Genomic DNA, 24,129 nt, shown 5'->3' with positions numbered 1-24,129 from the left:
GGCGCCATGGCCCTGTCCCCACTCGGTCGCGCCGTCTCGGCGCTCCTGGCGGCGGCCGCCGCGGCCGCGCTGGCGGCCGGCTGCACGGAGGAGCCCGAGGACTCCGACGGCGGCCTGCCCGAGGGCTACCTCTACATCTCCCAGGGCGCCCAGTACACCGAGGGCGACCTGTCCATCGGCGTCGGCAGCATCTCGGACGGCACCGCGGCCCTGCACCTCGGGGCCGACGACATCGACGGCATCGAGGTGGTCCGGGCCGGAGCGGGCGACACGGTGGAGGCCGGGCACCGCAGTATCACCGTGCACCGCGTCGACGAGGGCGAGCGGGAGGAGGAGGGCGTGGCCCTCTCCGTCGACGACGGCGAGGGCGGGGACGGGGACCAGGGGGCGGACGCCTCCGGGGCCGCATCGCCCTCCCCCGAGCCCTCGGAGGACGCGTCCGCCTCCGGGAGCCCCTTCGACGACCCGGCGGTGTTCGCGGCCCTTCCGGGGCGCAGGACCACCAGGGAGGGCGTCACCTTCGCGCTCGGTTCCTCCCTGGACGGCGTCGCACGCATCCTGGTCTCCGCCGAAGGGCATGAGGACGAGGAGATCGAAGTCGAGACCGGAGACGAGGTCGACGTGGCCGGTCGCACCGTGTTGGCCGTGGAGGTGCGCAAGGAGTCGGTCTTCCTGAAGTTCACGGACTGACGTTCCCCGCAGGTGCGGCGACGGGCCGCAACCGTCACCGCACGTGCCCCCGCGCGGTGCCCCCGCGCGGTGTCAGCGCGGCCCGCTCCGTACCCCGGCCACCGCGCCGACACCGCAGCCGACGAGGGCCGCCGCCGCGTGCAGCAGCGCCGCCGACGCCATCCCGTCCCCGTCGAGGAACAGCGCGAGCGTCGCGGCCACCGCCGCCAGGGGCCCGAGGGCCCCCACCGCCGCCGCGGCCACCGCGCCCGTGCCCGCCTTCCGCCGGGCCAGCGCGGCGCAGAGGACCGCCGCCACGCCGGTCAGCACCGCCAGCGCCACGGCGCTGAGCACGGTGGAGACGGCCGCGGCCCCGCCGGTCGCCCCGCCCGGTGCCGCCCCCGACGAGGCGGCGTCCTGGGGGACCGCCGAGATCGCCGCCGCCGCGCCGATCAGGGTGTAGCCGACCAGCGTCACCACAAAGCCTCCCGCGATGACCGCGGAGCACCATCCGAACGCCCGCACAGGCATCTCCTTCCCGCCCACAGCTGTCGGGCCCTGGGCCCGCCCCTCACAGCAGTGCCAGGGACTCCTGGAACCCGTCGGCCCCGCCTTCGGGTTCGTCGCCCTCCCGCCAGCTCAGGCGCACCAGGTACATGTCGCGGTCGCGGTGCAGAACGAAGGCCGCGCCCGCGCACTCCCCGCCCCCGTCCTCCTCGCCGCCGCAGGTATAGGTGTAGTCGATCCGCCGCGCGGCGTCGGCGCCGTCCACCTCGATCTCGGCCGGGGCCTGGTCGGCATAGTCCCTCCACCGGGCCTCCTGCGCGGCACGGGCGATGCCGACGCCTGCTTCGACGGTGCTCACCCGCCCTTCGAAGGACTGGACGTAGAGCCCGCCGTCCCCGCCGCCTCCGGGGGACGCCGTGTAGACCACCGGATCGGCCTCCCCGGCCTCCCCCTCCGGCGGCCTGCCCTCGTCCCAGCCCTGCGGCGGGGTGAAGGCGACCGGGACCCCGTCGGCGACCGGCCGCGGGTCCGTCCCCGGTGCGCAGGCCGCGGCGGCGAGCACCCCGAGCCCCGCCGCGGTGAGGACGCGGGCGCGTGACGCGGCGCGCAGGAAGGCGTGTGTCCGGCGGCTCATTCGGACTCCTCCGACAGGCAGTCCGGGAATTCGAGGAAGGGGCGGCTCCCGTCGGGACGCGGCGCCCCCAGGTACTCCGCTTCGACCGTGTGCGACTCGGAGGACTCGGTGGACAGTTTCAGTCCCAGCCCCATCCCGAGGGCGATCTTGCCGCCGAAGGCGGCCGCATCGGTCGTCTTCTCCTGCACGGTGTTGGAGACGGTCGCCTTGTCGTACAGCAGCCGCTCGAACTCGCCGCTGCCCTCCGGGGGCTCGTTCAGCAGGTCGCTCCCGTCGTCGAAGAGCTGGCTGAAGGCCATGGTCGGCATCGCGGTCAGGCCCTGTTCCTGGAGGTACCGATCGGCGAGGGCCCGCTCCTGCGGGGTGTCGAGCCTCAAGGTGGTCCGGGTCTCCTGCAGGAGCGCGTCGGCCTCCTTGTCCTTCAGCCCGCCCTTGCCCTGCTTGCGCTTGTTGCCGAGCCGGTCCTTGCTGACGATGGAGGAGTCGACGGTGGTGGTGTACACGATCTCCACGGGCTCTCCGGCCTCGTTGCGCATCACCCGTACCGCCCCGGACCAGTCGTGCAGGTTCTCCGCGCCCGCCCCGCCGAGTTCGGAGCCCACCCCCACCTGGCCGTCGACCTGGTAGGTGGTCCCGGTGAGCGGGTTGTCCGGGTCCCGGTCGTCGGTCCGCACCGCCACCTGCCCGCCGACGCGGACCTTGCCGTTCAGTCCGGTGCCGGTGTCCCAGTACTGCTCGGCGGTGGAGGTCTTGACCCGCGCTCCGGCCTCTGCGTTGGCGCCGGCCTCCAGGCGCAGGGTGGCCGTGGTGATGCCGGGGTCGGGGATCTCCGGGGGCGGGTTGAGGGCGTAGTAGAGGCCCGCCCCGGGGTTGCGCGCCATGGTGTCCATGGCCATCTGGTTCTCGATGATGTCGTCCTTGAAGGAGTCGGCCTCGGCCTTGTCCGTGAAGACCCACGTGTCGCCCACCCCGGCCTTGAGGTAGGCGCCGATCTTCGCCTCCGCCCCGAGCTGCACGTTCTTCCCGCCCTCGGTCTTGAACTCGAACGCCTTGCCCTCGACGCCGATCTCGGCGTTGTGCGGCATGATCGTCATGCGGTAGGTGCCGTCGGCCATCTGCTGCTCCATGAAGGCGTACTCCTCGCCGAACTTGAAGATGCCGACGTAGAGCGAGTACCCGGCCTTGTCCTGCGTCTGGAGCACCTCGCAGCGCGGGGGCACGTACGCCTCGTCGTTCGGCGGGTCGGCCTCCTCACCGCCGATGGAGCAGTCCTCGCCCCCGGTGATCAGGCATACCCCGTATTCGACGAGCCCGCCGACGCGCCCGGGCACCCCGACCAGGGCGACCGCACCGGCCAGGGACGCCACCAAGAGGACCACGGCCGCGTATTCGGTGGCCGACGCCCCGGCATCCCCGCACGGACCCCGTACTCCCCTGCCCACAGGAACCCTCCCGCCCCGTTTCCCGGAAAATCACCGAGCGGGAGAGACATTAGGCTCCGATTGGCGAGGACATCAGTCCCAAGGAATGCACCACCGGCGTGGGCCCGCGTAGGACCGGGAAACGCGCGGGCAGGTGGAGCACGTCCCCGTTTGCCGATATCACCGCTGGTCACAGGCGAAGAGTGGGACTCTGGAAGGAGACGCGGGACCAGGGGCCCACTAGGCCCCGCGTCCGGAATTCAATGGCGGGGCAACCCCCGCCCCCGTAGGCCTTCCCCGTCCATTCATCATGAATTCGCCTTCCGACGGGGACCGGACGGCCGCACCCGGGGCGTGCGGTCACCCCCGTGTACGGCCTCCGAACCCGGCCCCGAAGGCGACCGCGAAGGCCACCGCCAGTCCGGCCCCCAAGGCCACGCTGTCCAGGGAGACTCCCAGGGCCACTCCGATGGCCAGGCCCAGAACGACCCCGCCTATGGTCCGACGTCGTCCCCTACCCACAACCCACTCCCTTTCGTGCCGTCCTTACCGGATTCGACGCAGACGGCGCGGTTCCGGCTCCCCCGACGCGGGGGTCCCTGCGCCCGCACCCACCCATCCGCCGCCCATGGCCGACTCGGGTGTCTTTTAGGCCCTCCTTGGGCCTTTGGACCCTATTCGTCACAGGAAGGGCCCACCACCCCCGAACGGTGGCCTCAACCTGCCAATCCCGGCCCATCGGCACGGGGCGGGGAACGCGCGAAGGGGCGCCCTCCCCCGAGGGGAGGACGCCCCGGAGGCGCTCAGGTCAGCGGGAGGACAGCCGCATGGGCGCCTCGGCGGGGCGCAGGAGCAGGTAGACCAGCAGGGCACCGGCGGCCGAGCAGACCGCCTGGGCGGTGTTCATCGCCGTCTCGGTTCCGGCCGTGACGCCGAGCACCGCCCCCGCCACCAGGTGGACCGCCGGGGGGACGAGCACGACCGCCGCGCCGGCGGCCGACCGGAGCTCGTCGCGGCCGTAGACCAGGCCCGCCACGAGCACCATCGCCGCGGTGATGAGCGCCTGCGGAAGGGCGAACCACACGTACTCGCCGATGTCGTCCTGGAGCATCTCCAGCGGCACGAGGAGGGGGACGAACGCGATGGCGATGTTGAGGACCAGCCAGGCCCCCGCGGCTGCTCCGATCGCGGCTGCGGCCCTCATTCGCCCTCCTCCTGGGTGTACTCGTCGGACAGGCAGTCAGCGTAGTCGATGAACCTGCGGCTGCCCTCGTCGTTCGGGGCGTCCAGCATCAGCGCGTGGTTGGTGTGGCCCTCCTCCAGCTCCCACTCCACCGAGGCGCCGAACTGCAGGCCCATCTTGACCGAGGCGCCGAAGGAGCCGCTGTCGATCTCCTTGTCCGAGGCGTACTGCCACGCGGTGCCGCGGCGGTAGAAGATCTCGTCCCACGGGTCGGCGTCCGGCCCCGGCTCTTCGACGATCTCGCCGCCGTAGTCCTCCTCGTCGAGCTGCTCGGCCATCGCGTTGGTCATGTACGGCGGCGGGAACAGGCCGTACTCGTCCAGCAGCTGCTCGGCCGCGGCCTGCTCCTCAGGGGTGTTCTCGAAGTCCACCTGGACCATCTGCGTGACGCTCTGGGTCTGCCCCTGGCCGAACGAGCCGTTGCCCTGATTGGTCCTGGTGCCGACGGTCTTGTCGATCCCGTAGTTGAACTTGCCCTCGGCGCCCGCGATGTAGCGGATGTTGGCGATGGACCCGTCCTCGTTGCGCATGATCCGCGTGCCGCCGTTCCAGCTCAGCGTTCCGTCGATGTGGGGGCTGAACGCGGTGGCGCCGAGGGTGCCCTCGGCCGACCACGAATAGGTCTCCGAGGTCTGGATGTTGTCCGGGTTCGAGTACCAGGTGGACACGTCGCGCGACGCGGACGAGCTGACGGACCCCTCGACGCCCAGGTTCATGGTCCAGGACTCGCCGTCCTTCTCCTTCTTGTCCGAGCCGTGCGGCCCGGACCAGAAGCCGATGTTCCCGTTGATCTCGGAGTCGATGCCGACCGTCGTGGTGCGCACGTCCGGCTGGCGCTCGATCTCCGGGTAGTCGACGATGCCGAGCCAGTCGCCGAACCGCATCATGCTGTCGCCGGTGGGGTTGAAATGCCTGCTGGTCTCCATCGCGATGGCCTCGTTGACCTCGTCCTCGAACCGCTCGAACTCCTCTTCGCTGTCGAAGATGTAGGTCATGCCCGAGCCGAGCTTGGCCTCGACGCTGCCCTCGATGTCCGCCCCGCCGTGGGCGGCCTCGCTCGCGCCGAACTCGAGGCCGGCCCCGGCCTTGATCCCGCCGTGCGTGGTCGGCATGAAGGTGACGATGACCTTGCCGTTGGACAGGTCCTCCCGGGCATAGGTGTAGTCCTGGCCGATCGTGAAGAAGCCGAAGTCGACCGCCCCGTCGTAGGTCTGCTTCTCCCCGTCCTTGACGCAGTAGGCCGGGGTGTAGTCGTAGTCGGGGTCGGCCTGGATGTGGTCGTCCTCGGCCTCCTCGCACTCCCCGCCCAGTCCGGTCACTTCCTGGATCTTGCACACGGCGGTGCTGAACAGGTCGGCCGTTCTGGAGGGCGCCACCAGGACGACGCTGCCGGCGATGGCCGCCACGCACAGGATGAGCGCGCCGTACTCGGTGAACGCGGCTCCCCGGTCGTTCCGGACCGTACGGCGCCTGCGGCGCGCCGCGGGGGCTCCGCGCGCCGCGCTCATCGCACGGCTCCCTGGCGGGACGCCCCTGCACTGCCGTGTCGGTGGTTCGTGAGGAGAGACATTGGCCGAAGGTACGGTTCGGGCTCCCCGGGCGAGTAGAGCCCCAGAACCCAACTCTGGGCCCAGAAACGGCCCACTCGCCTTCGCCCGTCGGCCGCCCCGGCGTCATACGGGGTTCACCCGCGTGGGCCCGGGGTGCCCCGGGGTGCGCTCACCCGCAGGGCATGGAGGGCTGCTCGAACAGCTCCACGTCGTGCCAGTCCGGCCCTTCGGCGTAGCAGAGCCGGCCGGGGATGATGTCCATCGGCGGCTCGACCGTGTGGCCCCAGACCTCGACGGGCGTCTCGTAGCGGATGTAGCGGCCGGTGAGGCCGCCCTCATAGCGCTCGGCGCCGCTCTCGTCGGGGACGTCCGCGATCGCCACAGAGAAGTCCGCGGTGGGCTCGTCCGGCGTCAGCTCGGCGAGGACCTCGTCCTCCCCGGCCGTGTACGGGGCGAACCCGTCGCCGCCCTCCTCCCCCTCGGCGTCCCCCTCCTCGGGGACCAGGACGGTGAAGTCCTGGCTGTGGATGATGTAGGACCCCTCGTCGTGGAGGTAGGAGGCGGTCCCGTTGAAGACGACGTCCCCGCCGGACCGCTCCGCCGATGCGAAGGTGATGCTCAGGCGCGAGGTCCAGTCCATGGCGACCGCCCCGTTGTCCCCGGCGGGCTCGGAGAGCTCTTCGCCCGTCATCAGCTCGACGGTGTCGTTGGCGGTGGCCTCGGTCCGGACGACGGCGACCTGGAGGTCGCCCCCGACGGGCCCACCGCGCTCTCCCCGGTCCGCCGCGACGCCGTCGAACCGGCCGGGGCCCTCCTCGCCGCCGTACGCGGGCGGCGCGGCCTGCTCCTCGTCGCCGTCCGGCGGGCTGACGCACCCTGCGAGCAGGAGGACCGGCAGGAGAAGGAGGGCCTTGGGGAGGGATCCGTTCATCGGGGGGACTCCGACCTTCACGGTGCTTCGGAAGCGGGGGCACTGGAGTCTAGCGCAGCCCCGCCGACCGGCCCGGACACCAGTGCGGCGACCGAGGGGGCCGAGCGGGCCGTTGACCGGGATGGGCCACCGCCCTGGTGCCGCCCGTTCACGGCCCTCGGTTAGGCTCCAGGCACTATGAGAACTCGCGTCCCCCGGTCAGCCGCACTCCTCGCCACCGCCCTGCTCGCCACCGCCTGCCAGGGCGGCGGAGAAGAGGAGCCCGCCGAGCCGGAGCCCTCCCCCGTCGCGCCCGCGGAGATGGACGACGTCGAACTGCCGGACGCCCCCGACGAGCTCGCGACGCTCGTCCAGGACCGCATGCAGGAGGCCCTCTCCGTCGAGGTCACCATGACGGTGGAGCCCGAGGAGGCGGAGGAGGAGGGCGCCTCCATCGAGGACGTCACCATGTCGCTGCTGCTGACCGACCCTCCGGCGGCGCAGATGACCACCGTGGACAACAGCGGTGACGAACCCGAGACGGCGCACACCGTGGTGTCCGACGGCGTGGTCTACATGATGCTGGAGGGCGAACCGCTCGTCGGGGAGAAGGACTGGATGCGGCTCACGGCCGAGGAGATCGACGGCGCCGAAGAGGACCTCGGCCCCTTCGCGGAGATCTTCCGGATCATGCACAAGGAGGTCAACGCCTCCTTGGAGCAGGCCGCCGGGAGCTCCAGCATGGACGTCGTCGCCCTGGGCGAGCTGGACGGCGGCCCGGAGTCCGATGAGGGCGAGAACGGCCCGGTGACGCGCTTCACCGGGACGACGAAGACCCGCGACCTGGCGGACAAGGGCAACGACGACTTCAAGAACGCCGCCGACGCGGGCCTCGACGAGGTGGCCTGGGAACTCAGCGTCACGCCCAAGGGGCTGCCCGAGGAGTTCACCGTCCAGATGGCCACACCCGACGGCGAGGAGGCCGTGAGCACCGTCCACTACAGCGCATGGGGCGAGGAGCTCGAGGTGTCCACACCGCCCGAGGACAACACGGGCACGATCCAGGAGAGCCTCGACACCGCCTGACGACAGCGTCAGAGTCTCCGAAAGGGCCCGGGGCCGTTCTCCGCAAGCGGAGGGCGGCCCTGTTCCGTGTGGAGCTCTTCGTCCACAGGCCCGAAACCCTCCCCCACTTCTCCACCGGGATCGGTGAGGCTTGGACCCGTCGGCCACAGTGCACGGGCCCCTTCGCCTCCCCGCGGGGGCCGGTGCCTCCCCGGCCGCCCGCGGGGATGAGGGGCTCCCGGTCCCCGTCCCCGACCGGGAGATCCCCGCGGGCGGCCCCATACCCCTCCTCCGCGGCCGGAGCGCAGGGGCCTCGTCTCCGTCAGCCGCCTGTCGGGGAGGAGGGGCCCTCCAAGCGTGGGATGACCGGGGACAGGTGGCCGTCGCTCTCCTCGGTGACCTGCCCGCGTCTCACGGCGAGGACATGGAAGGCGTTCCCGTCGTCCCTGGCCATCTCATCGTCGTGGTAATAGAGCAGCCCGTAGGAACCGGGGGCGATGGATCCGATATGTTCGACGAGGTCGAACACCTCGTCCGCCTCGGAGGAACGCCGGTTGAGCAGGCCGCCCACATGGAGGAACAGCTCCCCGTTGATCCATCGGAGGTCGATCAGGGACGATCCCCCGGACGCGGACTCCACCAGGCGGTGAAGGACCTCCGGATCAGGCTCGTCGTCAGGCGTGTCCGGCCCCTTGATCGCCAGCCAGCCGTGGAACTCGAACATGCCCTTTCTCCCCTGCTTCCTGTGCGGAACCGTCCTCCGCGGTCACGGCAGTCGGCGGTGGAGCGCCGCCCAGCGCGCGATCCGGCCCCGAGCCCAGTCGGGATAGTCCTCCAAGGGGACTTCCAGGACCATCGAAAGGAGATTCTTGTAGTTCCTCAAGAGGGCGATCCTCTCGATCCCACGCTCGTCGACCGTGGCCCGTGGATCCTGCCACCAGCGAGCGCAGTCCTGTTCCACCCCGGAGAGGTCGTCGGGAAGCTCGCGCAGGGCGATGTCGGCCATGGTGGAGGAGAGCCCGAGACCCCCTTCACGGTCCTCGGGGCATTTGCGCCGCACAGCGAGATGGATACGGCACTGCTCGGCCGCCCGCTTAAGGCGGTCGCAGTACGGATCAGGGTGGAACAGGAGTCGATCACTGGCGGCCAGCGCCACTTCCGCCCAGGCTGCGCGTCGCTCCTCGCCCGCCCCGAAGTCGAGGCGGGTCTTGGCATAAGTGTTCACGGACAGCAGCTCACCGTTGCTCAGGGACCGTGTCCCGAGATCGTCGAGGACCTGCTGCGGGCCGCGTCCGACAGGCGAGTATTCCTCTTGTCGCATGGTGCCTCCCCGAGCACGCCACTCACGCAGCCGAGGCCCGTTCCCGCCCGGCCTGCGGCCGAAGGCGAGCGTGGAGCCGTCGTCGCCCCCGGGCTCGTCGGTCATGTGACCACGATGCCCTGACAACGGCAGCGGAGGGCGCGCAGCCCCCGCACGGGCCGATTCGCCACGCCTAGGATCCGGGGCCATGACTTCTCTGCGCGAGAACCCCTTGTTCGCCCGGTTGGCCGGGGCACGGTCGGTGCTCATCGCCGGGGCGGGCGGCGGCTTCGACATCTATGCAGGGCTGCCCCTGGCCCTCGCGCTGCGGGCTGGCGGGCGACAGGTCCACCTGGCGAACCTGAGCTTCAGCCGACTCGATCCCGAGCTGGCCTGGGTCGCTCCCGACGCCGCCGAAGTCGCCCCGGACTCGCCCGGGCCCCGGACTACTTCCCCGAACGGACGCTGGCCCGGTGGCTGGCTTCACGGGGACTGCCCTCCACCGTGCACGCTCTCCGTCGCACGGGGGCACGCCCCCTCCGGGAGTCCTACCGGGCACTGGTACGCGGCCTGGAGGTGGACGCCGTGGTGCTGGTCGACGGCGGGACCGACATCCTCATGCGGGGCGACGAGGCCGGACTCGGGACGCCTGAGGAGGACATCTCCAGCCTGGCCGCGCTGGCGGGACTGGACGAGGTGCCGGTCCGGCTGGTCTGCTGCATCGGATTCGGCGTGGACGCCTACCACGGAGTCTCACACGCATTGTTCCTGGAGAATGTCGCGGCCTTGGAAAGGGCGGGCGGGTACCTGGGGGCATTCTCGGTTCCGAAGAGCAGCGAGGAAGGGGCCGCCTTCCTGGAGGCGGTGGAACACGCCCAGGAAATGACGCCGCGAAGGGCGAGCATCGTGAACGGGTCGATCGCGGCGGCGGTGCGCGGCGAGTTCGGGGACGTGCGGTTCACGCGCAGGACCGCGGGCGGAGAGCTGTTCATCAACCCGCTGATGGGGATCTATTTCGCATTCGAGCTGCCGACCGTGGCCGAGCACTGCCTGTACCTGGACAGGGTCGCGGCGACCGAGACCTTCAGGGAGGTGCAGGCAGCGGTGGAGGCACACCTGTTCGCATTGGACGGACACCGCCCCTCGCGTCCGCTCCCCCATTGATCCCGGATGGACAGGTGCACGACCCGGAGGCGGGGTTTGGCCGCACGCGGCCAGAGGTCGCCCCATACCGCCTCTTAGGGACCGGTTGTTAGGATCAGCCCGCTTCGTCGCCCTGGCAGCCGCTCGACCGACGGCCCCGTCTCCCCCGCGTTTTTCCGAGGACCGGCCTGTGCCCGATATTCCGCTTCCCACCCTTCTCGTCGCCGTCGCCGTCGGGGCCTACGTCCTGTACCGGCTGTTCATGTCCGCGCGCTCGGCAATGCGGCGGCGCACGAGGAACCTCAAGGGCGTGCGTGCGGAGGCGGAGGTCGTCGGGGTGGCACCGCTCTCGCCGCCCCAGCGGACCGAGCACGCGGTACAGCTGCGGTTCGCGACACCGTCGGGGCAGGAGCACGTCCGGGAGTTCGCCCGCGGGTTCGGTGGGATCGTCCCGGTGCCGGGGTGGCGGGTGACGGTCCTGTTCGACCCTGACGACCCGGAGAACGCGGAGATCGTGGACAACCCGTACCTGCACCCGATCGCGGGGGCGCCTGCTCCGAGAGAGGAGAGCCCGCTGCGGAGCGTCGTGCAGAAGGCGCTGTTCACGGTGATCGTCGTCGCGATGATCGTCCTGTTCCTGTTCCGCGACCGGCTAGGCGAAGCGGAGAACCCGGTGTTCGGCGGCATGTTCGCGGTGGCGGGGCTGCTGGCATGCCTCTCGTCGGCGTGGACGTGGAGGGACCAGAGCGGACTGCGCCGGAACCCGGAGCACGCCGTGGCCGCGGTGACGCACTCCTGGGAGGAGTGGGTCCGCCAGAATCCGGGGAGCAGCACGAACCACCGAATGGTCACGGTGTATCCGTACACGGTGCTGTTCCAGCTCCCGGACGGCCGCCAGGTCCATCGCAAGGCGCCCATGGCGACGAGCACGACCCGCTACGCGCCCGGTCAGCAGATCGACATCGCCTATGACCCGTCGGACCCGGCTGAGATCGCCGTAGGGAAGAACGCCGGTTCGGCAAAGGCCCCGCTGTTCGGCCTCCTCATCGGCATCGTGTTCATCGCCGTGGGCGTGGTGATCGTGCTGTACCTGTGAGGCCGCCGCACCTCAGTAGCGCAGGCTCACCCCCGCCACGGCCTGTCCGTGCCGCATCGCCGCCTCCATGACCGTGAACAGACCGTCAACGGCTTCTTCGGGACGGAGGTCCGGTTCGTCGCCGTGGGCCTTCATCCAGGCCCCCGCCTCCTCGCACAGGCGGTCCCGCTCCTCGGTTCCCGGGGAGGCGACCGCCGTCAGGGCGGCCATGATCCCGGGAACCTCCGCTGGGGAGGCGACGAAGTCGCCCCCCGATCCCGGGAGGACGCCACCGAGCGCGGAGGCCAGCGCCGCCGCCGGGTCCGCTTTGCGCGCCGTGGCCACGAACGGGGCCGTCGCAGCCGCGTCCGATCCCATGAGGTCCAGCAGCGCCTCGGCGCGGTCGCCGGGCGCACCGGGACCCGGTGGGGCCTCCCCGTCGCCTTCAGCGGCCCTCGTCAACGGGACGGCCCCGACCGCCCACACGCCCGTCCAGCTCATGATCTCCTTCCCCCGCCGGTCGCCCCGCCCCGAGGTTCGGGCCGTGACCGACACCGACATGCGCGTCGACACCGCCGAGTACCGCGAAGAGCTGGACTATCCCATCTCCTACGCGAAGGAGGACTGGGTCCCCTTCCACCCCGTCCAGGGCGGGGCCGGGGGAACCCTGCGCCCCGGACAGGAGAACCGCTTCATCGACATCACCGTGCGGCTCATCTCCGACCTGTACGACGCCGGAGTCCGCCCCATCGACCTCCTCGCCGCCGACGACCCGCCCTACGCCGTCTGGGACCTGCCGAAGGAGGCCGCCCCGGCGCGGATCCGCCTCGCCCTGGAACATCTGGCCGAACCGGCGGACTCCCTGGACATCTGCCGGTTCACCTACGTGGGCTGACCTCCGCCCGGGAGGGGCCCCGGGATCCTCCTTGCCGGTCCGCGACCGGCGGCTCCACGGGGACCGGACCTGTCGATCGTGAACCGGCAGGCCGGTCCCCCGTCCGCCGAGGTCTTCGTCTCCCCGTCCTCCGCATCCACGGCCACGTCGGGGCACGGGTGGGCCCGGCACCCGCGGCCAGACGAACCCGCCCTCCCGCGTACACGGGCGTCGATTTGGGCCCATACCCCCTCAATTTGGGCCCGCAGACACTGTTCCCCCGCTCGGCCCCCTCATAGTTTGTTGTGTCGCTCCGACGCCCTGTCCATATGGGCGGACCTGTAGACGGTGACCACGGGGGATCACAGGACATGCGTTGGGTCTGGAAAGCCGAGCACGGCGGATTCAAGGTCGAGTACGGGGCCCTGATCCTGCTCGTCGCCACGATCGTCGTGGCCGTGTTCGCGTTCGGGCTTCCCACGCGCACCCAGGAGCTCTACATCGCCGCTCTGTGCCGCGTCGACCCCGAACGTCAGGACTGCGAACAGTTCGGCGGCGGACCGGATTCCGGGGGCGGGGGGTCGGCCGACGGGAGCGGTGACGGCTCCCAGGACGACGGTGGTGACGGAGAGGGCTCCGGGGAGGGCGACGGGTCGGAAGAGGAGGGTTCCGAAGAGGCGGGCTCCGAAGAGGAGGAGTCCGGAGGCGAAGAGGACCCGTCCGAGGACGAGGATGACGGCTGGGACCCCGCTCTGGCGGAGGCGCTGTACGACGCCGAACAGGAGCTGGACGACGCCGAACAGGCGCTGGAGGATGTCGACGACCCCTGGGACGAACTCCTCGACGTCGTCGCCGACATCATCGGCTACAACGACGCCAAGGCCTGCCTGACCGAGGGCGACCTGGTCGCATGCCTGTGGACGGTCGTCGGGTTCTCCCCTTGGGGCAAGGGCGCCAAGCTGGTCAAGAACATCCCCAAGATCACCAAGCTCTGGAACCGCTGGCGTAAGGCCAAAAAGCTCAGGAACACGCGCAAGGCCAAGGTCGCCGAGGCACAGCGCAAGTACGACGACGCGTTCAGCGCCTGCGAGGAGCTGGCCGACGCGGCCGTGGACGGCGCGACCGGCGGCCGCCTCCATCCGGTCAGCGCCACGGTGGTCGGCGGGACCCTGGTGCTCGATCCCGTTGCGGCTGAGCCCGTCGACGGCCTCCCCGCGACCGGCCTCGCTCCGATCGGCCCCTCCACGGCCCCCCTTCCCCGGTCGGGTCCCGGTACCGTCGCCGAGGCGGGCTTCTTCGTTCCCGCGGGCAAGAAGAAGGACAAGAAGCCGGCGGCGTGCAGCTACCACCCGGCCCCCTCCTCCCTGTCCGCGTTCCCCAAAGCGAAGAAGGTCAAGCCGAAGACCTCGGTGCAGGGCGGCGGCAAGAAGCGGGCCCGCTGGAAGGACGACGAGGGGAACATCTACGAATGGGACTATCAGCACGGCACCGTGGAGAAGTACAACAAGCGCGGGAAACACCAGGGCGAGTACGACGCCACCACCGGTGAGGAGACGAAGCCCGCCGACCCGCAACGCAAGGTCGAACCGTGACCGTGCTGTGCGGCATGCTGCGAAGGATCCGGAATGCACCTGGTACGTGAGATCTGCGGCTACGACCGCGAGACGGAATGGCAGGTGTGGAGCACGCCCATCGACGAGGAATCGGCACGCGCGCTGGCCCGGTTCCTCGACACCGAAGGCGATGGGGACCTGCTGTTCGTCTACGACCTGGAGGGCGAGCCCCTTCACGAGGCCGCCCGCCTGGCCGGCTTCGAGATCCGCCCCGGCCTCGACTACACGCTTGAGGCCTCCGGCGGAGAGTGAACCGGCCGTGGACGAGACCCGGGTGTGGCCCCGTGACGAGGAATCGGGCGGGGATACCGCCCGTGGAGCGGCCGCGGCCGTAGGCGTGCGAGCGGGGCCGCCTACCGAGGGGCATCCGCTTCGGTCCGGTGTGGGCCTCCCCCTCCGACTTCGGTGATTTTCGGGCGGTGCCCGGTCGGGTACAGGACTGTGGGGGAACCGCGCCGTGGGGGACGGGGCGGGATGGTGAGATCGGGGGGATCCACGGTGGGACGTGTCGATATGGGCGACGTCGCCGTCTGCGCGCTCCGGGCCGGGCTCGGGGCCACCTTGTTCGCGCACGGGGCCCAGAAGCTGTTCGGGTGGTTCGGCGGCGGTGGGCTCAAGGGCACCGCCGAGGGCTTCCACGCCATGGGCTACCGGCCCGGCGGTGCCACCGCGCTGGTGGCCGGGCTCTCCGAGACCGTCGGCGGCGCCGCTCTGGTCCTCGGGCTCGCCACGCCCGCCGGGGGCGCCGCGGTCGCCGGGACCATGGGCGTCGCCGCCGAGATGCACGCCCCCAACGGCTTCTTCAACACCGAGGGCGGCTTGGAGTACCCCGGCCTGCTGGGGCTGGCCGCCGTCTCGCTCATCGCGGGCGGCCCGGGGCGCGTGTCCGTCGACCACGCCACCGGGCACGTCCTCGACCGGCCGTGGATGCGCGCCGCCGCCATCGCCGCCGTGCCTCCCGCCGTCGCCCTCGTCGTCGCCCGCAAGCGCAGGACGCTGGCGGCGGAGGACGGCAAGGGGTCCGAGGACGGGGAACGCTAGGCCTCGGCCCGCTCCGCCGTCTCCGCCCAGGTCTGCGGCCTCAGGCCGTGGGCTCCGGCGTACTGCGCCCGGGGCGGCGGGCTCCATCCCTGCAGGGCGGCCTCGTCCGGGCGGTACACCTCGACCCGGATGGGGCGGCACACGTCCACCGGGTCGCGCGCGTCCGGCCCCCACAGGGGCACGGACAGGTCGCCGCCCGGGCAGGTGGACAGCGCGCACAGCAGGTCGATCTCGGCGAAGAACTCGAAGTGGTCCCCCGGCCGCGCCGGGCTGGCCTTCATGAAGTACCGGTCCTCGTCGTTGAGCCCCGTGCACTGGAAGACGTTCAGCACGTCGTGCACGTCGAACTCGGTCAGCCCGTAGGGCTGCACCGCGCGGACGAGGTTGGAGTGGCAGTGGTGGTCGAAGTCCTCGCCGGTCAGCATCCGGTTCACGTAGGGGTCGCACCGGGTCCCGAGGAGGTCGTGCACCCTGCCCCCTTCGGCGTCCGTGCCGTAGCCGGCCAGCGTGTCCGAGGTGACGGTGACCATCGGGCGCAGGAACGGCAGCGTCGACCACAGGCGGTCGTAGGTGCTCACGTGCGCGCGCTGGAGCTGGCGGGTGCGGGAGGCCCACAGCCGCTCCCGGGGGTCGTGCCGGTTCCACAGGTTCAAGTCCCCGACCTGCGGCCCCTCCACGGTGACGAGGCGGCACAGGTGTCCGCGCGGCACCTCCCAGGCCCGGCCGGAGCGGATGGGGATATCGAAGGCGCCGACCTCCTCCCGCCCGGCGGCCGCGACCCGGTCGTAGAAGGCGCGGTCGACGTCGAGGGCGCCTCCCGCCGATGCCCGGTAGGCGGCTTCCGGTCGGCCCATGGGTCTGCCCTCCGCTCGGTCACACGGGTCCCGCGGGCGCATGATCGCATCCCGGGCACCGGGCGCACCAGGTGCCGCCGCGGCCCGGAGATTCCCGTTCCGGACATCTGGTCGGACCCCGCACCAGGGTGTTAGATTCCATGAGGATTGTTGAACAAATCACTTGTATGGAGCGATCCCCCGTGCGTACCCCCTCCCCGTCCACCGCCTTCCCCGGCCCGGCCGCGCTGCGGACCGCGGCCGCCGCCCTGCTCACCGCCCCGCTCATCGCCGCGCCCGCCGCCGCACAGGCCGACGCGCAGCCCCCCGCCGACTGCCTCGCCGCCGACGGCGCCACGGTCGAGGAGCAGCGGCTCTCCGACGACGTCCCGCAGGAGATCCTGCGCCGCTCCGGCTTCGACGGCACGGCCGCGGACTTCACCCGCGCCCTGTGCTCGGCACCGAACCTCAAGGCCGCCGAGAACGCCGTCCGGCGGCACGGCGACCGCCTCTGGAGCGCCGCCGTCGCGCGCGTCCAGGGCACCGGCCCCTACCGGGGCGCCTCCCGGGACACCTCCGAGGACGGCCTCAGCGCCGGCGACGACCGCCCGCTCTACTGGGCCCGCCTGGGCATGACCTCGGCCCTGCGCCGCTGGGAGCCCTCCTACGAACTGGCCGACGCCGACCGCGCCCGGCTCATCGAGGTCCTGGAGCGCGCCTCGCGCGGGCAGGACGACATGGCCTTCTCGGGGAACCCGAACATGAAGCGCGTCGTCGTCACCGGCTTCGACCCCTTCCGGCTCGACGGCGACATGCGCCGCTCCAACCCCTCGGGCGCGGCCGCGCTGGCCCTGGACGGCACGGTGATCGAGACCGAGGCCGGGCCCACCCTCGTGCAGACAGCCGTGTTCCCGGTGCGCTGGCGCGACTTCACCGACGGCATGGTGGAGTCGGCGCTGGTCCCCCACTACACCGGCGACCGCCCGGCCGACGCGGTCTTCACCGTCAGCCAGGGCCGCGAGGGCCGCTTCGACCTGGAGGCGCACAACGGCGCCTGGCGCGGCGGTTCGGACGACAACGAGCGCGTGGGCGAGGCGGGGATGGTCCCCATCCCCGAGGGCGTGCCGACCGTCTCCCCGCAGCCCCAGTGGTCGGACTCGACCCTGGACCGGCCCGCGATCGTCGAGGCCACCTCGGGTTCGCCCTTCCCGGTCGTCGACAACACGCAGGTCACCGAGATCCCGGCCGGCGGGACGGAGCCGGTGGTGCGCCCCGGCGGCCCGACCGAGGGCTCGCGGGCGCGCGCGGGCGGCGGGGGCAGCTACCTGTCCAACGAGATCGCCTACCGCAACACCCTGTTGCGCGACGCCACCGGCCGCGACATCCCGGCCGGGCACATCCACACACCGGTCCTGCACTTCGGCGAGGGCAGCGACGCGGTCACCGACCCGTCCTTCGAGGAGATGCGGGACTCCATCACCGAGCAGACCACCCTGATCGTCGAAGCGTCCGTGCGGGACTGAGGCGGGACCGCACGGAACCGAGCGGGGCTCATCGGAGCCCGACGGGGGCAGGGCGGGGGCGCGGGACGGTGGTTCCGGCGCCCCGCCCTCACGCTCGCCGGGCCCGCTCCCAGGTGTCGGACGGGCGCCGCCCGAGGAGGTCGGCGAGGAAGTCCGCAGGAACAAGGTCGGGCTTGGGCCCCACCGCCGTGTCCTCCCAGCAGATCACGTGGCCACCGGTGAAACGGAACGGGCGGCGTTCCCCGCCCCGGTGCCTGACCGGCCATGGGCGCATGCCCTCCGTTGGGACCGCACGCGAAGCCGTCGTCGGTGGCGGCGACCCGGTGAGGAATGCGAATGAGTCCACGGCCCCTCCCGAGTGTGCGGGCGCCCTGTTCGACGCCCTCCCACCGGAAGGGGTTCCTGCCGCCGACGAGACGAGATGTCCCCCGTCGGCGACAGGTGTGACCCGGATCTCCCGGAAGAGCCGGATGTCCCTGGAACAACTCCCGGGGTGCGCCCGTTGTACCCCGCGCAGGCCGGTGCGGTAGCAAGTGTCCCCCGGGCTCCATTCACAAGCCTTCGCGGAATACCGCGTCGGGCGCCCCAGGGTGCCCCGGCGGTCTTCGGAGCCGCGTTGTGCCCCGCGCCGTGAGGCGACCGCCGTACCAGGCCTGCACACTCGGAAGGCCCGGGCGGGTGCACACCCGCCCGGGCCTTTCCGTGTCCCCACGGGCCCTCCGCCACCCGTCCCCTCCGCCCCTTCGTGTCCGCCCTCGGCCGCCGGATCCCACGATCCGCGCTCCGTCCCCCAGGTCCGGGGATTACAGTGACCCCGTGGGCCGTCTGCGGCGCCTGTGCGAGGTCCTGATTCATCCGGAGGGAGCCCGGTGGACACCGAACGCATGCCCGTGCGCATCCTTCTCCTCTTCGGGGAAGAGGCGCACCTGTCGACCCCCTACATGGGGCCCGGTGAGACCGAGCGCGTGCCCGTCTCCCGGATCAGCGCCGACACCGGCCTGCCCCGCGACCGGCTCGCCGGTGCGCAGCTCGTCGCGCTCCTGCGCAACGGCGAACTGGTGCGGTTCGAGCGCCACTGACGGCCCCCGGCCCCCGCTCCCCCGCGCAGCCCCCGTCGCCGATGGGACGGGCGGCCCCGGCGGCTGGCAGAATGGGCCGGTCACGGCGCGGCGTCCGGCCGCGCCCACCGTTTTCAGGAGATCGCCTTCCGGTGCACACTCGCGACGCGCGCCGCTCCGAGCTGGCCTCGGACTGCGCGAACTGCTTCGGCCTCTGCTGCGTGGCCCTGCCCTTCTCGGCGGCGGCCGGGTTCCCCTACGACAAGCCGGAGGCGAGCCCCTGCCGCAACCTCTCCGGCGACTTCCGCTGCGGGGTCCACGCCGACCTGCGCGAGCGCGGGTACACCGGCTGCACGGTCTTCGAATGCTTCGGCGCCGGGCAGAAGGTCTCGCAGCGGACGTTCTCAGGGGCCGACTGGCGCGGCGCCCCCGGCTCCGCCCAGGACATGTTCGCCTCGTTCGGCGTGATGCGGCGCCTGCACGAGCTGCTGTGGTACCTCACCGAGGCATTGCAGCTCCCCGAGGCCGAACCCCTGCACGCGGACCTGCGCGCCGCCCACGACAGGACCGAGCGCCTGTCCCTCGGCACCCCTGAGGAGCTGAAGGCCGTCGACACCGACGCGGTGCGCGGCGAGGCCGCGGGCCTGCTCCGGCGCACGAGCGAACTCGTCCGCACGGGCGCACCCGGCCCCGGGAAGGACCGCGCGGGCGCCGACCTCATGGGCGCCCGCCTGCGCAAGGCGGACCTGCGCGCCGCCTGCCTGCGCGGCGCCTACCTGATCGCCGCCGACCTGCGCGGCGCGGACCTGCGCACCGCCGACCTCCTCGGCGCCGACATGCGCGACACCGACCTGCGCGGCGCCGACCTGTCCGGTGCGCTGTTCCTGACCCAGCCCCAGGTGAACGCCGCCAAGGGCGACGCGGCGACCGTCCTGCCCGGGATCCTGGACCGCCCCGGGCACTGGTAGCCGCGCCGGGGAGCGCCGCCGGGCCTGCGCGGCGTCAGGAGAGCCCGGCCGCCAGGTCCGGTCGGAAGTGCGCGACGAACATCGCCGCGGCGTCGGCCGGACGGTGGAAGCGGGCCGCCAGGGCCCTCCGGTCGAGCGAGGTGTCCCGCACCTCCAGCGAGAGCCACGACAGCAGTCGGCCGCGCTCCTGCACGTCGGCGAAGAGGTCCGCCGCGCGCTTCGGGGCGACGTGCATGGCCCCGGCCAGCGCGTACGGCGACCCGTGCGGGCAGCCGTCGAACCGGAACGGGGTGAGGGGGCGGCGCGGCTCGGTGCGCGGCCCGGGGACCGTCGGCGGGGCCGAGGACAGGCGGGCTTCGGGACGCCGGACACGCCCCCGGGTGCACGCGGCCACGACCGACACCATCAGCCGCTCCGAGGTCAGGCGGCGCTCCGGGTCGCCGGACATGCAGCGGGGCACCACTTCGCGCAGCTTCTCCATGACCGCCCCCGCAGGCGGCCGGGCCGACGGGTCCGCGGGGATGTCCGGGCGGCCGTGCGGTTCCCTGCCGGTGGCGGCGAAGGCCATGACCGCCGCCCAGGCGTACACGTCCTCCTGCGGGCGGGGCTCGGCCCCGGGCAGGTGCTCGGGCGCCGTGTAGGCGGGGGTGGCCGCGCGCGCCGCCAGGTCGGGCCGGACCGCCGCGAACGCCCGCGCGAACCCGGCGCCGGTCACCCTGGCGGCGTCGGGGGCCAACACGACGTTGGACGGCGTCAGGTCCCCGTGCACCAGGCCGAACCAGTGCAGGACGCTGAGCGCCGACGACGTGCCCAGCGCGAGCTTGTGCAGCTCCTCCCCGCCGAGGGGGCCGTGTCTTCGCACCGCCTCCAGGAGTGTGGGCCCCTCGATGTACTCGGTGGCGACCCACGGGATGTCCGCGTCGAGGTCGGCGGCCAGCACCCGCGCGGGTCCGTAGCGCGTCGCGATGCGCGCCGCCTCGACGTCGCGCGCCAGCTCCCGCCGCACGCGCCGCCCTCCGCCGCCGGAGACGCGCGGCACCGTCACCACCGCCGGGACGCCGTCGCGGTCGCGTCCGAGGTGGCGTCCGGCGAATCCGTCCCGCCCGAGGTAGCGCTCGATGCCGTAGGGCCCGATCCGGCGCGTCGTCTCCTCCGCCGTCGCCCTCACCCCCTCCGGTACGCATGCCCTGCGCTCTTCCACCCCAGCACGCCCGCACAGGCTCCGACAACCGATTCATCCGGATTCGGCGTCATTCCTGCGCCCCCGGGGGAGGACGCGACGGGTGGGGCGCCGTCGGGAGCGCCCCGGAGACGCCGAAGGGCGGTGCGCCGGTGGCGCACCGCCCGGAAGGCCGCGGCCCGGCGGCCCGAGGGCGCCGGGGTGCGGAGGGGTTAGTAGGAGGGGACGTCGCCGGTCTCGGGCAGGTCGCCCATCATGTCGTCCATCATCGAGTCGAAGTCCCCGATCTGGTCCTCGCTGGGCCACTCGACGTCCACCGGCTCGTTGAAGCTGGTGAAGTCGATGGAGCTGGTGACGGTGCCGCCGGCGTCGGTGGTGACCCGCCGCGGCAGGCCGTCGCCGTCGACGAAGACCTCGAAGGACACCTCGCTCACGCCGGACTGGTCGTAGACTTGGCGGGCCGCCTCCTGGGCCTCGGGGTCGAGCTCCTGCAGCGCCTCCTCGGTGCTGTAGGTGCCGGAGTAGCGGGTGGTCTCGACGCCGTTGACGTCGGCCGAGCCCTCCTCCTGGACGTCGTTGGCGGCCATCAGCTTCTCGACCTCGGCGAGGGGGTCCTGGGCCCCGGCGTTGCCGCCCTGCTCGCCCATCTGACTCAGGTCCATGCGGAGCCACTCGGGGCCCCCGGGCGCGGCGCCGGGCATGTCCGACTGCATGACCATCTCGCTGCCGCGCATCAGGATGGTGGAGCTGGTCCCGTTGCTGGTGGACTCCATCTTGACGGTCGGCTCGGGGGTGGCCGTGTACTCGATGTCGGAGTTCATGTCGAGGGAGACCCCGGACATCGAGCCGCCCATCTCCATGGTGGCGGTGTAGCTGTCGACCGACTCGGTGTTATTGACCGCCTCGGCGATCAGGTCCACCGGGTTCAGGTCGGACATGGGGCCTCCGGCGGCGCCCCCGCCGCCACCGCCGCCGAACAGCAGGCCACAGCCGCTGGTCGCGAGAACGATGCCCGTACCGGCGAGGGCCGCGCTGAACTTCTTGTGCATCTTAGGGCTACTCCTCATGCGAAAGGGGATGACAGGCGGGGGTGGGAGGGGCGCCTGTTGTCTCCGGTCCATTGCTCGGTCTGACGCGGGACCGGGGTGCCGGGTTCCTCACGAAGGCGAGAAACTCTCCGCTCCGTTTCGGTGTCGGGACGGAGTCGGCCGCGTGCACGGACGGCGGCCGGGCCCGGGGCGGGGCGGGGCGGGGCCCGCCCCGGGATGCCTTGGGGCGTGTCCCCCGGGTCGGGCCCTAGAACAGGCCGAGCGTCTGCGGGACCACCCAGATGGTCAGCAGGGTCAGGACCGCGACGCTGATCCAGCTCCACACGATCCCGAAGCGGCCGGGACGGTACCGCTCCGGGATGAACTTCAGCGCCACGTACAGGTTGATGGCGAACAGCACCGGGCTGATCGCGAACGAGACCGAGCCCGCGGCCGGGACCAGCCAGGCCGGGTCGGGCAGCACGGTCAGCGCCACGACCATGCTCACCAGCATCAGGGCGATCATGCCCAGGGCGGCGTTGCGCTCGGTCCACCAGGGGCGGTCGGCGCGCGGCGGGAAGACGGTCGTCGCGGACGCGGCCAGGGCGCGCGGAAAGCCGTCGTAGATGATGAACACGGTGGAGAACAGGGCGGCGAACGCGCCCAGCAGGAACACGGGGAACATCCAGGGGCCGACCGTCTCGGTGAAGATCCCCGAGATCGCCAGCACCGTGGCGGCGCCCTCGGGCTTCTCCTCGACGGAGAACAGGATCGCCGCGCCCAGCAGCAGGTACATCGTGGCGATCACCCAGGAGACGATGTGCCCGATGCGGAAGTCGTACAGCGCCGCCCTGAACCAGCCGTCGGCGTAGGCGCGGTAGCGCTCGGGCAGGTCCTCGACCGCGTCCTCGCCCAGCACCTCGCGGATCCGGACCATGCCCTTGCGCTTGTCCTTCATCCACAGCGAGCCCCACACGCCGACCGTCAGGTCGGTGGGCATCCACCCCATCAGACCGGCGATCATCAGCGCCGACCCGGCGGGGATCACCGGCAGCACCATGTACATCAGGGACTCGGCCCGCACCCCGGCGAACACGAAGGCGACCACGGTGCCGATCACCAGCACGACGGCGAGCACCTTGTTGACCGCCTCCAGGGCGCGGTAGCGCCCCGACAGCAGCAGGCCGACGGTCAGCAGCGACAGGCCGATCCCGTACAGCAGCAGCGGTCCGGCGCCGAGNNCGGCGGTCCAGCCGATGACCAGGGTCGCGATGCCCAGGGCCCACACCGCCCACTTGCGGGGGCCGGGCACCCGGGCGTAGGCCGCGACGATCGACTCGCCGGTGGCGGCCGTGTAGCGCACCGCCAGCTCGAAGCCCTGCCACTTGAACAGGAAGGCGACCGGCAGCACCCACAGCAGCGCGTACTCGAAGTTGGCGCCCGCGACGGGGGCGGTGACCAGGTGGCTCGTGCCGATGCCCGCCATGGCGATCAGGAGGCCGGGACCGATGTAGCGGAGGGCGCGCACCCCCCTCAGGTCGGGCGGGGACGCGGCCTCTTCGTCCAGGGCCCTCAGTTCCTGTTCGTCCGAGGGGTGCAGCGGCTCGCTCGCGGGGGACATGCGTGCCTTTCTCCAGGGGGTGCGGGGCGTATCCGGAGGTCAGGGGTTCCGGACGGCCCCACGTCTCGCATGAGTAGTAGGCAGGTTCCCGCCCCGGATGTCAAGCGCCGACCAGGGAGGATACGGGGAGGAACGCCGGTTTCGTCCCCCATCGTCCGAGGTCGGGGCCGGTCCCGGCCGCCGCCCCGGGGCCGGGGCTCACCCGGCCGGGGCGTCTCACGTCTTGAGCTCCCGGAACCCCGGGACCCCGGCGATGAGCAGCGCCCCGTCCCACAGGTCGGCCGCCGACGGACCGGTCGGGACCTCGTGGACGACGGGCCCGAAGAAGGCCGTCCGGCCGCCGTCGGGCGCGGTGACGGCGGTGACGGGGGTGCCGGTGCCCTCGCCGACGAGGGAGGTGCCCTCCTCATGGGAGGCGCGCAGCACGCCGTCGTAGTCGGTGCCCTCTCCGGCGGCGGCCAGCTCCGGGGGCAGCCCGGCGGCGGCCAGGGCCTCGGCGAAGCCGCCGATCCAGTCGCCGTCGCCGTTCTCGGCGGCCGACCACAGGGCGCGGTAGAAGCGGCCGAGGGCGTCGTGCCCGTGCTCGTGCTGGACGGCGGCGCAGATGCGCGCCGGGATCCACAGGTAGCCGTCAGGATCGCCTTCAGGGTCGTCGTCGCGCCCTTCGTTAAGCACGGAGAGACTCATGACCCGCCACGTGATCGTGATGGGACGGCGGTCCGATGCCTCCAGGAGCCAGCGCGCGGTGTTGCGCGTGAGGGGGCATGAGGGGTCGAACCAGAAGTCAACGGTCCAGACACGGTCCATCGCCCCATCCTGGCACAGTGCGCGGGCTCGGGCGGGGAGATGCCGGGTTTGCCCGCGCGCGGGCAA

25 protein-coding genes are annotated in these 24,129 nt (G+C 72.1%); 11 read left to right on the top strand and 14 right to left on the bottom strand.

The features are described 5' to 3' along the window. Positions 1-6 precede the first annotated feature (6 nt). A complete protein-coding gene (locus D476_RS0103105; protein WP_017622524.1) occupies positions 7-690 on the top strand; it encodes a hypothetical protein in 684 nt (227 codons plus the stop codon). A gap of 72 nt (positions 691-762) precedes the next feature. Here D476_RS0103105 and D476_RS0103100 read toward each other — a convergent pair whose 3' ends face one another. The 6 genes from D476_RS0103100 to D476_RS0103075 all read right to left on the bottom strand — a co-directional run bounded on the left by D476_RS0103100 (position 763) and on the right by D476_RS0103075 (position 6,955). Beyond that, complete coding sequence (locus tag D476_RS0103100) at positions 763-1,149, bottom strand: hypothetical protein (RefSeq protein WP_239648581.1); 387 nt, start codon at positions 1,147-1,149, stop codon at positions 763-765. A 91-nt stretch (positions 1,150-1,240) separates the two neighbouring features. Beyond that, complete coding sequence (locus D476_RS0103095; protein WP_017622522.1) at positions 1,241-1,810, bottom strand: hypothetical protein; 570 nt, start codon at positions 1,808-1,810, stop codon at positions 1,241-1,243. After that, positions 1,807-3,189, bottom strand: a complete 1,383-nt coding sequence (locus tag D476_RS0103090; RefSeq protein ID WP_017622521.1) for a hypothetical protein — start codon at positions 3,187-3,189, stop codon at positions 1,807-1,809. Before D476_RS0103090 ends, D476_RS0103095 begins: the two co-directional genes overlap by 4 nt. An 850-nt stretch (positions 3,190-4,039) precedes the next feature. Next, a complete protein-coding gene (locus tag D476_RS0103085) occupies positions 4,040-4,435 on the bottom strand; it encodes a hypothetical protein (protein WP_017622520.1) in 396 nt (131 codons plus the stop codon). Continuing rightward, on the bottom strand, positions 4,432-5,982 hold the full coding sequence (locus tag D476_RS0103080; protein WP_017622519.1) for a hypothetical protein: 1,551 nt from the start codon (positions 5,980-5,982) through the stop codon (positions 4,432-4,434). Before D476_RS0103080 ends, D476_RS0103085 begins: the two co-directional genes overlap by 4 nt. 211 nt (positions 5,983-6,193) lie before the next feature. Beyond that, positions 6,194-6,955, bottom strand: coding sequence for a hypothetical protein (locus D476_RS0103075; protein WP_017622518.1), 762 nt, complete (start codon positions 6,953-6,955; stop codon positions 6,194-6,196). A gap of 177 nt (positions 6,956-7,132) precedes the next feature. Here D476_RS0103075 and D476_RS0103070 point away from each other — a divergent pair, with 177 nt between their 5' ends. Further along, on the top strand, positions 7,133-8,020 hold the full coding sequence (locus tag D476_RS0103070) for a hypothetical protein (protein ID WP_026123174.1): 888 nt from the start codon (positions 7,133-7,135) through the stop codon (positions 8,018-8,020). Between the two features lie 301 nt (positions 8,021-8,321). Here D476_RS0103070 and D476_RS0103065 read toward each other — a convergent pair whose 3' ends face one another. Together D476_RS0103065 and D476_RS0103060 are read right to left on the bottom strand one after the other, a co-directional pair. Further along, a complete protein-coding gene (locus D476_RS0103065) occupies positions 8,322-8,723 on the bottom strand; it encodes an Imm7 family immunity protein (protein WP_017622516.1) in 402 nt (133 codons plus the stop codon). Between the two features lie 42 nt (positions 8,724-8,765). Continuing rightward, complete coding sequence (locus tag D476_RS0103060; RefSeq protein ID WP_017622515.1) at positions 8,766-9,425, bottom strand: hypothetical protein; 660 nt, start codon at positions 9,423-9,425, stop codon at positions 8,766-8,768. 378 nt (positions 9,426-9,803) lie between these two features. On the opposite strand from D476_RS0103060, the gene D476_RS31920 reads away from it, so the two are divergent. Then, on the top strand, positions 9,804-10,463 hold the full coding sequence (locus D476_RS31920; RefSeq protein ID WP_204366954.1) for a DUF1152 domain-containing protein: 660 nt from the start codon (positions 9,804-9,806) through the stop codon (positions 10,461-10,463). 169 nt (positions 10,464-10,632) lie between these two features. Further along, complete coding sequence (locus tag D476_RS0103050) at positions 10,633-11,538, top strand: DUF3592 domain-containing protein (protein WP_017622513.1); 906 nt, start codon at positions 10,633-10,635, stop codon at positions 11,536-11,538. Positions 11,539-11,550: 12 nt separating this feature from the next. On the opposite strand, the gene D476_RS0103045 is transcribed toward D476_RS0103050, so the two are convergent. After that, complete coding sequence (locus D476_RS0103045; RefSeq protein ID WP_017622512.1) at positions 11,551-12,018, bottom strand: hypothetical protein; 468 nt, start codon at positions 12,016-12,018, stop codon at positions 11,551-11,553. Between the two features lie 43 nt (positions 12,019-12,061). Here D476_RS0103045 and D476_RS0103040 point away from each other — a divergent pair, with 43 nt between their 5' ends. The 4 genes from D476_RS0103040 to D476_RS0103020 all read left to right on the top strand — a co-directional run bounded on the left by D476_RS0103040 (position 12,062) and on the right by D476_RS0103020 (position 15,045). After that, positions 12,062-12,412, top strand: coding sequence for a hypothetical protein (locus tag D476_RS0103040; protein ID WP_152529195.1), 351 nt, complete (start codon positions 12,062-12,064; stop codon positions 12,410-12,412). A gap of 350 nt (positions 12,413-12,762) precedes the next feature. Further along, positions 12,763-13,983: a colicin E3/pyocin S6 family cytotoxin gene (locus D476_RS38380; protein ID WP_204366953.1), complete on the top strand. Its 1,221-nt coding sequence runs from the start codon at positions 12,763-12,765 to the stop codon at positions 13,981-13,983. Positions 13,984-14,016: 33 nt separating this feature from the next. Continuing rightward, entirely contained in the window at positions 14,017-14,256 is a 240-nt protein-coding gene (locus tag D476_RS0103025; protein ID WP_017622510.1) for a DUF7683 domain-containing protein, read from the top strand. Between the two features lie 246 nt (positions 14,257-14,502). Beyond that, complete coding sequence (locus tag D476_RS0103020) at positions 14,503-15,045, top strand: DoxX family protein (protein WP_239648580.1); 543 nt, start codon at positions 14,503-14,505, stop codon at positions 15,043-15,045. Here the strand turns inward: D476_RS0103020 and D476_RS0103015 are convergent. Then, positions 15,042-15,899 (bottom strand): urea carboxylase-associated family protein, encoded by an 858-nt coding sequence (locus tag D476_RS0103015; protein WP_017622508.1) that lies wholly within the window; start codon positions 15,897-15,899, stop codon positions 15,042-15,044. The genes D476_RS0103020 and D476_RS0103015 overlap by 4 nt on opposite strands. A 182-nt stretch (positions 15,900-16,081) precedes the next feature. Between D476_RS0103015 and D476_RS0103010 the strand changes: the two genes are divergently transcribed. From D476_RS0103010 to D476_RS0102995, 3 genes are all read left to right on the top strand, one after another. Next, a complete protein-coding gene (locus tag D476_RS0103010; RefSeq protein WP_020380429.1) occupies positions 16,082-17,401 on the top strand; it encodes a hypothetical protein in 1,320 nt (439 codons plus the stop codon). Between the two features lie 869 nt (positions 17,402-18,270). After that, positions 18,271-18,480, top strand: a complete 210-nt coding sequence (locus tag D476_RS0103000; protein ID WP_017622505.1) for a hypothetical protein — start codon at positions 18,271-18,273, stop codon at positions 18,478-18,480. Between the two features lie 131 nt (positions 18,481-18,611). Beyond that, positions 18,612-19,427 (top strand): pentapeptide repeat-containing protein, encoded by an 816-nt coding sequence (locus tag D476_RS0102995; protein ID WP_017622504.1) that lies wholly within the window; start codon positions 18,612-18,614, stop codon positions 19,425-19,427. A 34-nt stretch (positions 19,428-19,461) separates the two neighbouring features. Here the strand turns inward: D476_RS0102995 and D476_RS35420 are convergent, their stop codons facing one another. The 4 genes from D476_RS35420 to D476_RS0102975 form a co-directional block, all read right to left on the bottom strand. After that, complete coding sequence (locus D476_RS35420) at positions 19,462-20,595, bottom strand: protein kinase domain-containing protein (protein ID WP_051061569.1); 1,134 nt, start codon at positions 20,593-20,595, stop codon at positions 19,462-19,464. A 224-nt stretch (positions 20,596-20,819) separates the two neighbouring features. Beyond that, entirely contained in the window at positions 20,820-21,656 is an 837-nt protein-coding gene (locus D476_RS0102985) for a LolA-like protein (RefSeq protein WP_017622503.1), read from the bottom strand. Between the two features lie 247 nt (positions 21,657-21,903). Further along, positions 21,904-23,256 (bottom strand): Nramp family divalent metal transporter, encoded by a 1,353-nt coding sequence (locus D476_RS0102980; RefSeq protein WP_017622502.1) that lies wholly within the window; start codon positions 23,254-23,256, stop codon positions 21,904-21,906. A 216-nt stretch (positions 23,257-23,472) separates the two neighbouring features. After that, positions 23,473-24,063: a mycothiol-dependent nitroreductase Rv2466c family protein gene (locus D476_RS0102975; protein WP_017622501.1), complete on the bottom strand. Its 591-nt coding sequence runs from the start codon at positions 24,061-24,063 to the stop codon at positions 23,473-23,475. Positions 24,064-24,129 lie beyond the last annotated feature (66 nt).

Source organism: Nocardiopsis chromatogenes YIM 90109, from assembly GCF_000341185.1.
GTDB lineage: Bacteria > Actinomycetota > Actinomycetes > Streptosporangiales > Streptosporangiaceae > Nocardiopsis_A > Nocardiopsis_A chromatogenes.
Note: the sequence above shows the minus strand (reverse complement) of the source record. Positions and strands in the feature narration are given on the sequence as shown.